The sequence below is a fragment of the Neisseria sp. WLZKY-1 genome, from assembly GCF_046546535.1.
Classification (GTDB): Bacteria; Pseudomonadota; Gammaproteobacteria; order Burkholderiales; family Neisseriaceae; genus Neisseria.
The window spans coordinates 64,038-75,128 of the sequence record NZ_JBKGTW010000007.1; the positions used below are offsets into that span (position 1 = coordinate 64,038).

Genomic DNA, 11,091 nt, shown 5'->3' on the forward strand with positions numbered 1-11,091 from the left:
CGCAGCTTCGCATTCGTCAACACCATTCACGCGTTTGTGCCCGCAGGGATACAAGCAAAAGCGGTTTCAAAGCCCGTCCAAACGCAAATCCCCCAAATCCCTGTTTGGGCGGCGGGGGTAAAACTGCTATCATCCGCCCTGTTTTCCTATTCGCCGGAACAGCGCTTTCAGACGGCCTCCATGCCGTCTGAACGTTTTCCGCCAAAGAAAGAACCGCCATGAGAAACACCGTCCGCCTCTCCCTTGCCGCCCTGATACTCGCCGCCTGCACGACAGAGCATCCCGTCGAACCCGTCAGGCAGGGACCGGAAGCACAAGCAGGCAACGGCTTCGGCCTGCCCACCGTGCGCAGCGGCGAAAGCCCCGCCAAAACCCTCGACGACTACGCGCGCTACGAAGGCGTGATGCGCGCCGCCAAAGCGGGCGACGACATCCAGCCCGCCCAATTCCTCGCCGTGCAGAGCGCCAGCGCGATGGGCGAAAACGTTCGCAACGAATGGCTCAAAAGCCTGGCGCGGCGCGGCAGCTGGCAGACCTTCCAAAGCGAATACGCCAAACTCGAACCCGAAGGCCGCAGCCGCGAAGTGCGCTGCTACGCGGAAAACTTCGCCGACAGCGGCATGGCGGCTGAACTCGTGCGCGAAACCGGCCGCCTGCCGCAGGGCTGCACCGCGCTGGTGGAAACACGTGCGGCACAAGGCCGTCTGAATCCCGCCGACGCATGGCGGCGCGTGCGCGGCCTGATTGCCGCCAACCAAACCTCCGACGCAGCCAACCTCGCCGCCGCCCTCGGCAGCCCCTTGGGCAGCGGCGGACAGGGCGCGCAGGAAAACCTGTTGCGCGACGTCATCGGCGCGGCGGCGCAGAAAGCGCCCGCAGCGGCGGCAGGCCGTCTGAACGCGCTCGAAGGCAGCCTCACGCGCGAACAGGCAGGCTTTGCCTGGGGCGTGCTCGGCCTACGTCAGGCCAAAAACCAAAACTTCGCCGACGCCCTCGCCTACTACGCCCGCTCCGAGCGCAAACAGCTCACCGACGAACAGCTCGAATGGTATGCCCGCTCGGCCTTGCGCGTGCAGGACTGGCCGCTGCTGGCTTCCGTGATCGGCGATATGCCGGAAAAACTGCGGCAAAACCCCGCCTGGCTCTACTGGCTCGGCCGCAGCCTGGCCGCGCAGGGAAACCGCAGCGAAGCGCAAAACCTTTACCGCCGCGCCGCCGAAAGCGGCCGCAATTTCTACGCCCTCTTGGCTGCCGAAGAAACCGGCGGCCGCGTCAATACCCGCAACACTGCTGCCGCCACGCCGGCACGCGATTTACAGACGCTGGCGCGTGACGGTGCCATCGCCCGCGCGCTCACCCTATTCCAAGCATCGGGCGGCAACATTGCCATGCGCCGCGCCGCGCAGGCCGAATGGCGCTACGCCACCCGCGCCTTCAACGACGGCGCCAAGCTCGCCGCCGCGCGGCTGGCCGCCGACCACGGCTTTTACGAAATGTCCATCCACTCGGCCGACAACGCCACAGGCAAGCTCGACTACACCTTGCGTTACCCCGCCCCCTTCCGCGACACCGCCACCCGCTACGCTGCCGAAGCAGGCGTCGACCCGGCTTGGGTCTACGGTCTGATCCGTCAGGAAAGCCGCTTTATGGTCGGAGCGCAATCGGGCGTCGGCGCACAGGGGCTGATGCAGGTCATGCCCGCCACCGCCCGCGAAATCGCCCGCAAAACGGGAATGTCCGACAGCGAGCTCTACACCACCGACGGCAACATCCGCATGGGCACATGGTATTTGGGCGACGCCAAACGCCGTCTGCAAAACAACGAAGTGATGGCCACCGCAGGCTACAACGCCGGCCCCGGCCGCGCCCGTCAATGGCAGGCCGCTTCGCCGCTGGAAGGCGCAATCTACGCCGAAACCATCCCCTTCGACGAAACGCGCGACTACGTCAAAAAAGTGATGGCCAACGCCACCTACTACGCCTCGCTGTTCAACGAGCCGCAAACTTCGCTCAAACGCCGCATGGGCGTTGTGCCGGGGAAAATGTAAGGGCGGCACGAAACCGTCCGTTTCAACAAGCAACCGTCAAAAACCAACCATCTGAATCCGAGAAAGACCATCTATGACCTGGGAAACCGTAATCGGCTTGGAAATCCACGTCCAGCTCAACACCCAATCCAAAATTTTCAGCGGCGCGAACACCGCCTTCGGCGCCGAGCCCAACGCACACGCCAGCGTGGTGGAATGCGCGCTGCCGGGCACGCTGCCGGTGATGAACCGCGAAGTGGTGGAAAAAGCGATTAAGCTCGGCTTGGCGCTGAACGCCACCATCAACCGCAAAAACGTGTTCGACCGCAAAAACTATTTCTATCCCGACCTGCCAAAAGGCTACCAAATCAGTCAGTTGGACTTGCCGATTGTCGAACACGGCAAGCTGGAAATCGTGGTGGGCGACGAAGTGAAAACCATCAACGTAACCCGCGCCCATATGGAAGAAGACGCGGGCAAATCGGTGCACGAAGGCTTGAACGGCGCCACCGGCATTGACCTGAACCGCGCCGGTACGCCGCTGTTGGAAGTCGTCTCCGAACCCGAAATGCGCTCCGCCGCCGAAGCGGTGGCCTATGCCAAAGCCCTGCACGGTTTGGTTACTTGGCTGGACATTTGCGACGGCAATATGGCCGAAGGCTCGTTCCGCGTCGATGCCAATGTGTCGGTGCGCCCCAAAGGGCAGGCGGAGTTTGGCACGCGCCGCGAGATTAAGAATTTGAATTCGTTTCGCTTTTTGGAGCAGGCAATTAATTACGAAGTACAAGCGCAGATTGAGCTGTTGGAAGACGGCGGCAAGGTGCAGCAGGCGACCATGCTGTTTGACCCCGACAAGGGCGAAACCCGCGTGATGCGCCTGAAAGAAGACGCGCACGACTACCGCTATTTCCCCGATCCCGACCTGTTGCCCGTGATCATTTCAGACGGCCAAATGGACAAAGCCCGTGCCGCCATGCCCGAGCTGCCCAAAGAAATGGCGGCGCGTTTTGTCAATGAGTTTGGCGTGAGTGAATACGACGCGCGCCTGCTGACGGCAAGCCGCGCCCAGGCCGCCTTTTTTGAAACCGCCGCCCAAAGCAGCGGACAAGGCAAGCTGGTTGCCAACTGGATGAACGGCGAATTGGCGGCAACGCTGAACCGCGAAGGCTTGGAGCTGGCGCAAAGCCCGATTACGGCGGCGCGGCTGGCCGCGCTGGTGGGCAAAATCGCCGACGGCACATTGAGTAGCAAGCTGGCGAAAAAAGCCTTTGAAGCGATGTGGGCGGAACCTGAAGCCACAATCGAACAAATCATCGAAAAACACGGCCTAGTGCAAATCACCGACACCGGCGCGATTGAAGCAATGGTGGACGAAGTACTCGCCAACAATGCCAAAGCCGTTGAGCAGTTTAAAGCGGGCAACGAAAAAGCGCTGAACGCGATTGTGGGGCAGGTGATGAAAGCCAGCAAAGGCAAGGCGAATCCCGCGCAGGTACAGGAGTTGGTGAAAGCCAAGCTGGGGTGATGCAGCCCGAACGCCCAAAGGCAGCCTGAAAACGGGAAAAGTGTTTCAGGCTGCCTTGACACAACAATCGGACACGCAATGAACATCGGTTTTTCATGCAACATAGCGGGCAGCGGCGGACACAATTTTGTCCGCCTGTCTTTGCATATCGGCGACACCATACTCGGCGAAGGCTGGGAAACGCTGGGCTTAACCACCGCCGCCCTGCAAGAGGTCTTGGCAAACCTAGACGCGCTGCAAGCCGAGCCCAGCATCACACCGCCGCGCGACATCCGCCCCGACCAAGCCGAAGCATACGTTTTTACCGAACACAACATCCTGCCCTGCGGCTCGTCCGCCTTTGACGGCGACCGTCTGCTGCTGTTCAAATCCGAACACCACCGCAAAAACCCGCAAAACCACCGCTACACCGCCCTCTGCCAAGCATACGGACAACAGGCGGCCGTGCTCCCCGATTTCCCGTTTGCCGACTACCAACGCCGGATACGCAGCCTGACCCACCGTCTGCTCGGCATCCAACAGCCGCTGGGCGGCAGCCTGACGATTTATCCGATCGGCTCATCCCCACGAGGGGTATGACTATGCGTTTCAGGCTGCCTTTTCCGCTTTATCTGATGGTTCCCGATAATGAGAAACCCCGTATTTTTCTCGTTTTATCAATCATATTGTCCGGCTGCTGTTGTTTTGCCAAAGGCCGTCTGAACCCTTTCAGACGGCCTCTTGAACGGAAACCCCGCCATGCCCCCGATGCACAACCGTTTCGACGACTGGCTGACCCGCCGCCGGCCGCGCCCCGATTTGCGCGGCGGGCGGCGGTTTGCCGTCGAATTTTGCTTTTTCGTTCTGAAAGAAGCGCGCGCCTGTCTGTTTGCCGGGCTGTTTTTCCTCGCCATGTTCGCCGTGCCGCGCGGCGGACTGTTCGGCGTCGCCCGCTATGACGTGCTGCTGGTATTCGCACTGGCGGTTCAGACGGCCATGCTGGTGCTGAAACTGGAAACGTGGGACGAAGTGAAGGCCGTTACCCTGTTCCACCTTGTCGGCTTTGCGCTCGAACTTTTCAAAACCTCGTCAGCCGTCGGCTCGTGGAGCTATCCCGACCCCGCTTTCAGCAAAATCGGCGGCGTGCCGCTGTTTGCCGGATTTATGTATGCGGCGGTGGGCAGCTACATCATCCAGGCATGGCGGCTTTTCGATTTGAAAATCAAAAGCCACCCGCCCTATTGGCTGGCGACGCTGTGTTCGCTGCTGATTTACATCAATTTTTTCAGCCACCACTACATCGGCGACTACCGCTGGTATCTCGCCGCCTTCGCCCTCGGCCTCTACGCCCGCACCTCGGTGTGCTTCACGCCCTACGACACTCCGCGCAGAATGCCGCTGCTGCTCGCTTTCGTGCTTATCGGTTTTTTTATCTGGCTGGCGGAAAACATCAGCACCTTCGCCGGTATCTGGCGCTACCCCAACCAAATCGGCGCGTGGTCGGCGGTGCACATCGGCAAATGGAGCTCGTGGGCGCTCTTGGTGATGATGACCTTCACCATCGTCGCCAATCTGAAACACATCAAGCGCACCATTGCCGTATCGAGGGATTAGGGTATGCTGACATTCAGCTTGCGAAGCGGTTTTTTGAGGAAAAATTCGCGCCTGCAAGGAAAAAAGCGCAGCAAGATTGGACATCTTGCGAGCATTTTTGACGCGGCAGGCGTGGATTTTTACCAAAAATACCGCCGCAAGGCTGATTGTCAACACGCCCTAGGCCGTCTGAAAGACTGGAAAGATACAAAAAGGCCGTCTGAAACCCCGTTTTCGGAATTTCAGACGGCCTCTGTGTTTCAGACGGCCTAATTTCGGTAATCCAACACAAAGCGCGCGCCTTCGTCCTGCGCCAGCAGCCGCGCCAGAGTCGGCAGGTTGTCGCGAAGCTGTGCGGCCAGCAGATAGGGCGGGTTGATCAGGAACATGCCGCTGCCGTGCATTCCGAAGCCGTCGGCACGCGGCGCGGCGGCGTGCAGCTCGGCCAGCAGGTAATTGTCGGGCGACAGTTTTTTCAGCTGTTCGGGCAGGCGGCGGCTTTCCTCGCGGCTGAGACAGGGATACCACAGCAGATAGCAGCCCTGCGCGAAGCGTTTTTGCGCCTCTTTCAGCGTCTGTACCACGCGCGCGTAATCCCGTTTTTCCTCATACGGCGGGTCGATCAGAACCACGGCGCGACGGGTCGGCGGCGGCAGCAGGGAAATCAGACCTTTGAAACCGTCTTCCCGCCGGATGATGCCGCGCCTTTTCAGCCCCGCCTCACGCATATTGTTTTCCAGCAGGGTGAAATCCGCCGGATGCAGCTCGAAAAGGCGCAGCTTGTCGTCTGCGCGCGTTTGCGCCTGCGCCAGCCAGGGCGAACCGCAATAAAGGTTTTCCTGCGGCAGGATGTCTTTCAGACGGCCGCGAAACTGCGCCAGCGGCTCGGGCAGCGTGTCCGCCGCCATCAGGCGGGCAATGCCGCTACGGTATTCGCCGACCTTCTGCGCCTCGCTGCCGCCCAAGTCATACAAACCCGCGCCGCTGTGCGTGTCGACATACCAATAGGGCTTGTCTTTGCGGTTGAAATAATCGAGCACCAGCCAGAGAACGAAATGTTTGAGCACATCGGCATGGTTGCCTGCGTGAAAGGCGTGGCGGTAGCTGAGCATGGTGGGGAGGCCGTCTGAAAAAGAAAGTGGCGGATTTTACGGCAAGGGCGGCAAAAAGATAAGGCGGATAATAGGCTTGCCGCCGTTTCTGCTATAAAATGCGCCGCTTTGATTTTTTGATTTTTTCCTGTGCTTTTCAGACGGCCTAAGGCCGTCTGAAAGCCGTTTTACGAGACAAAACACACCATGAAAACTACCGAACTACGCCAAAAATTCCTAAAATTCTTCGAATCCAAAGGCCACACCATCGTCCGCTCTTCCAGCCTCGTGCCGCACGACGATCCGACGCTGCTGTTTACCAATGCCGGTATGAACCAGTTTAAAGACGTGTTCCTCGGCTTTGATAAACGCCCATACAACCGCGCCACCACCGCGCAAAAATGCGTACGCGCAGGCGGCAAACACAACGACTTGGAAAACGTCGGCTACACCGCCCGCCACCACACCTTCTTTGAAATGATGGGCAACTTCTCCTTCGGCGACTACTTCAAACGCGACGCCATCCACTTCGCTTGGGAATTCCTCACTTCCCCCGAATGGCTGAATCTGCCCAAAGACAAACTCTTGGCGACCGTGTATGCCGAAGACGACGAAGCCTACAACATCTGGCTGAACGAAATCGGTATGCCTGCCGAGCGCATCGTCCGCATCGGCGACAACAAAGGCGCGAAATACGCGTCCGACAACTTCTGGCAGATGGGCGATACCGGTCCCTGCGGCCCGTGCTCCGAAATTTTCTACGACCACGGCGAAGAAATCTGGGGCGGCATTCCGGGCAGTCCTGAAGAAGACGGCGACCGCTGGATTGAAATTTGGAACTGCGTGTTCATGCAGTTCAACCGCGACGAGCAAGGCAACATGAACCCGCTGCCCAAGCCGTCCGTCGATACCGGCATGGGCTTGGAGCGCATGGCGGCCGTAATGCAGCACGTCCACAGCAACTACGAAATCGACCTGTTCCAAGACCTGCTCAAAGCCGTTGCCCGCGAAACCGGCGCGCCGTTCAGCATGGACGAACCCAGCCTGAAAGTCGTTGCCGACCACATCCGCTCTTGCTCCTTCCTGATTGCCGACGGCGTGATGCCGTCCAACGAAGGCCGCGGCTATGTACTGCGCCGCATCATCCGCCGCGCCGTGCGCCACGGTTACAAACTCGGTCAGAAACAGGCGTTTTTCTACAAACTCGTGCCCGATTTGGTGAAAGCGATGGGCGGTGCATATCCCGAGTTGAAAGAAAAACAAACGCAGATTATGGAAGCCCTGCGCGCGGAAGAAAGCCGCTTCGGCGAAACGCTGGAAAAAGGCATGGGTTTGTTTAACCAAGTGTTCAACGGCATGAAATTCCTGAAACTGGAAAGCCTGCTGCCGCAAGATGGTGCGGGCAAACCGTTGGCATTGAAAACCGCAGAGGGTGTGGAATTTACCGCCGCTTCCCGTGCCGCTCCAGGCAAAAAGCAAATCGTTATCCGTCCCCGAGTTTCAGGCAGCCTGAACGAAGGCATGTATATCGATTTGCAGGCTGCTTTGGAAACTGCCCATATTCCCGACGCGGAAAAACCGTTTGCCGAAGCCTTGAATGCCTATTTGATGGACAACATTGCCAACAGCAAACTCGTTATCGGCGGCGAACACATCTTCAAACTCTACGACACCTACGGCTTCCCCTACGACCTGACCGCCGACATGGCGCGCGAATTGGGTATCGATTTGGATGAAGAAGGCTTCAACCGCGAAATGGAAGCCCAACGCGCCCGCGCCCGCGCTGCGCAAAACTTCAAAGCCAACGCACAACTGGACTACACAGGCGCGGACACCGAGTTTACCGGCTACGAAAAACGCAGCCAAGACACCAAAATCATCGCCTTATATAAAGGCAGCGAAGCCGTGGACGAACTCCAAGCAGGCGAAGCCGGCGTGGTCGTTCTGGAACAAACCCCGTTCTACGCCGAAAGCGGCGGCCAAGTCGGCGACGTAGGCTTTATCTTCGCAGGCGAAAACCGCTTCCGCGTGGAAGACACGCAGAAAATCAAAGCCGCCGTACACGGACAATTCGGCGCAGTCGTATCAGGCCGTCTGAAAGTCGGCGATGCCGTATCCGCCGAAATCGACAACGACATCCGCAACAGCATCATGCGCAACCACAGCGTTACCCACCTGATGCACAAAGCCCTGCGCGATGTTTTGGGCACGCACGTCGAACAAAAAGGCAGCCTGCAAAACGCCGAGCTGACCCGCTTCGACATCTCCCACACGCAAGGCATCAGCGCGGAAGAAATCGCCGAAGTCGAACGCCGCGTCAACGCCGCGATTATCGCCAACGTGCCCGTCAAAGTCGAAACCATGTCCATTGAAGACGCGCAAAAATCAGGCGCAGTCATGCTCTTCGGCGAAAAATACGGCGACTTCGTCCGCGTCATCACCATGGGCGACTACTCCATCGAACTGTGCGGCGGCACCCACGTCGCCCGCACCGGCGACATCGGCTTCTTCAAAATCATCAGCGAAGGCGGCATCGCCGCAGGCATCCGCCGTGTAGAAGCCATCACCGGCCTTGCCGCGCTCGCATGGGTACAAAACCAGGAAACTCTGATTAAAGAAGCCGCAAGCGAAATCAAAGCCCAAGGCGCCAAAGACCTGCTCGCCAAAATTCAGACGGCCTTAGCCCACAGCAAAGCGCTGGAAAAAGAACTCGCCCGCGCCAAAGCCGAACTCGCCGTCCACGCAGGCGCGAAACTCTTGGACAACGCCGTAACCATCGGCGCAGCCAAACTCGTCGCCGCCCAAATCGATGCCGATGCCGCTGCCCTGCGCGACATCGTTACTGACCTTACAGGCAAAGGCGACAACATCATCGTCCTGCTCGCCGCCGCCAACGACGGTAAAGCCTCCCTCTGCGCCGGCGTTTCCAAAGCCCTCACCGCCCAAATCAAAGCCGGCGATCTCGTCAAACACGCCGCCGAACAAATCGGCGGCAAAGGCGGCGGCCGCCCCGACCTGGCACAGGCAGGCGGCACCGATGTAGAAAAACTGCCCGCCGTGTTGGATGGTGTGAAAGATTGGGTCGGCGCGAAGCTGGCTTGATGTGGGGAAGGCAGCCTGAAAATTTCAGGCTGCCTTTTGTGTGAAGAGGTCATTTGAAAGCTCCGTTTGCCGTAGTTTGGGTCGAGACCCAACAGATTTTGTGAAATATAAAAATGTTGGATCATGCTCCAACCTTGCTAATTATGGATAAAATATGAGAACTAGAAAAAGTCGTTATTTTCTCAGTAGAGTAGTAAAAATTAACTTAACTCAAGAGGATTTAATGGATGCAATCTGCAATCCGGCAATTATAAAAGTACGTAATCACAAATGGACTATTACTAATATCATTGATGGCAGAGGTGACGAAAAAATAGGCCCTTTCATTTATGGGAATCTAACTAAATACATAGATGAATCAGTAAGCATAGTTAATGAAAACCAACACGAATTAAATCAACTGCTAATTAGCGATCGTGCCAAAGCTTCATCCCCATTTGTATACATACCTGAATTTTCTGGCCTATGTTTTCTTCATGTATTTAATGAGATTCAAAGTGATGTTTTTCCTAGAAGATTTAAAAAAATTATAGAAGATTCTCGCAATCTGAAGTTTCATGACCTACTTATCCAATGCGAGGTTGATGCAATTTCAGATTACTCAAAGTTTATTAAAAAGTTATCAAAAATTAAGAAAATTTTTGAAATCAATGCAAAAGTATCGCCACCCAATCCATTATTTAGCCCTTTATGGGCTCCATTAAAAGAATTTTTAAAAGACCGCAGAGCTAGCACATTAAAGATTAATGAAGAGAGTGAAGATAAAAATGGTCTCAATACAGATCTCAAAAAAATTATAGAGCATGTAAATGAGAATAAGATAAAAGATCTAAATATAAACGTTAGACTAACAGATGCAGCAATCTTGATGGCTGCTGATGGCTACGGAAAAGGAGAAGTAATCGGAGAAGATATAAATCAAGAGTATATAGAAATTAAAACAGAGGACTCACAAAAAAGTTTTTTATTTGATAAAAATCCATTGCCAGAAAATTTAGTACTCAGAGCAAGGTCTGAATTTGAAAAAATTAGTATTGAAAGAGAAATGGAGCATTAGCAATGGCTATTTTTCTTAGAGTTTTCTTTATAAGTTTTGAATTTTTAATTATTATTATAAGTTTTGGCGTCTACTACTTTTTAGAAGAATACATCAACATTAAACTAAGTCAAATAAATTTTGATCAGGATATGTTTAAATATTTAATAATGTTACCGCCTGCAATTTTTCTATGGATTTTTAATAAAGGTAATGGTTTTCTACAAAGAGATACTGAAAACCAAAAAATATTAGTTCATTGGGGTGGGTATACTTATATGAAAACATTGTTTGCTGTTGGATTTGTTTATGCGGTTATTTCTTTATTTATGTGCATTCTGTCGGCTCTAACTTATAAACCTAGTGCAGAGTATATAATTACATTTGTTTGTGGATTGTTGATATTAATGACAGTAGCAGTAAGTTTCTATTTTGCAAATGGGAAAATAAAAGATATTTTTGCAAAATATAGCAATTGAAGAATTATTTCTCAAGTAATCCCTTATGCAAGCAAGCGTAGGTTGGGTTGATAAACCCAACACTTTTCAGGTAGCCCTCTTAAAGGCTACCTGAAAAAATACATCGACAAGGCAAGCCGTAGCCTGCATTCCCACAAACCGCGTGCGTTGCCATGTCACACACCCTTGTATGTTCAAATCAGCGTACCATAGCAACCAAACAGGCCAGTCGCCTCGGAACGCACCCTAGGATTACACCCGCATCGTAGCAAAAACGAGC

The 11,091-nt window shown here is 55.2% G+C and carries 9 protein-coding genes; 8 read left to right on the forward strand and 1 reads right to left on the reverse strand.

Translation table 11 applies throughout. The features are described 5' to 3' along the window. Positions 1-218 precede the first annotated feature (218 nt). From ACLD9W_RS03770 to ACLD9W_RS03790, 5 genes are all read left to right on the forward strand, one after another. A complete protein-coding gene (locus ACLD9W_RS03770; RefSeq protein WP_410840762.1) occupies positions 219-2,048 on the forward strand; it encodes a transglycosylase SLT domain-containing protein in 1,830 nt (609 codons plus the stop codon). A gap of 73 nt (positions 2,049-2,121) precedes the next feature. Further along, on the forward strand, positions 2,122-3,552 hold the full coding sequence (gene gatB, locus ACLD9W_RS03775; protein ID WP_410840763.1) for an Asp-tRNA(Asn)/Glu-tRNA(Gln) amidotransferase subunit GatB: 1,431 nt from the start codon (positions 2,122-2,124) through the stop codon (positions 3,550-3,552). 78 nt (positions 3,553-3,630) lie between these two features. Continuing rightward, a complete protein-coding gene (locus tag ACLD9W_RS03780; protein ID WP_410840764.1) occupies positions 3,631-4,131 on the forward strand; it encodes a hypothetical protein in 501 nt (166 codons plus the stop codon). A 159-nt stretch (positions 4,132-4,290) separates the two neighbouring features. Continuing rightward, on the forward strand, positions 4,291-5,145 hold the full coding sequence (locus tag ACLD9W_RS03785) for a DUF817 domain-containing protein (RefSeq protein WP_410840765.1): 855 nt from the start codon (positions 4,291-4,293) through the stop codon (positions 5,143-5,145). Positions 5,146-5,256: 111 nt separating this feature from the next. Further along, positions 5,257-5,397, forward strand: coding sequence for a hypothetical protein (locus tag ACLD9W_RS03790; RefSeq protein ID WP_410840766.1), 141 nt, complete (start codon positions 5,257-5,259; stop codon positions 5,395-5,397). Here the strand turns inward: ACLD9W_RS03790 and ACLD9W_RS03795 are convergent. Continuing rightward, positions 5,394-6,236 (reverse strand): 23S rRNA (adenine(2030)-N(6))-methyltransferase RlmJ, encoded by an 843-nt coding sequence (locus ACLD9W_RS03795; RefSeq protein ID WP_410840767.1) that lies wholly within the window; start codon positions 6,234-6,236, stop codon positions 5,394-5,396. The genes ACLD9W_RS03790 and ACLD9W_RS03795 overlap by 4 nt on opposite strands. Before the next feature lie 186 nt (positions 6,237-6,422). On the opposite strand from ACLD9W_RS03795, the gene alaS reads away from it, so the two are divergent. The 3 genes from alaS to ACLD9W_RS03810 all read left to right on the forward strand — a co-directional run bounded on the left by alaS (position 6,423) and on the right by ACLD9W_RS03810 (position 10,832). After that, positions 6,423-9,317 (forward strand): alanine--tRNA ligase, encoded by a 2,895-nt coding sequence (gene alaS / locus ACLD9W_RS03800; protein ID WP_410840768.1) that lies wholly within the window; start codon positions 6,423-6,425, stop codon positions 9,315-9,317. 154 nt (positions 9,318-9,471) lie between these two features. Further along, positions 9,472-10,374, forward strand: coding sequence for a hypothetical protein (locus tag ACLD9W_RS03805; protein WP_410840769.1), 903 nt, complete (start codon positions 9,472-9,474; stop codon positions 10,372-10,374). Positions 10,375-10,376: 2 nt separating this feature from the next. Beyond that, positions 10,377-10,832 carry a hypothetical protein gene (locus ACLD9W_RS03810; RefSeq protein WP_410840770.1) on the forward strand — a complete coding sequence of 152 codons (456 nt, stop codon included), beginning with the start codon at positions 10,377-10,379 and terminating at the stop codon, positions 10,830-10,832. The last annotated feature ends 259 nt before the right edge of the window (positions 10,833-11,091 follow it).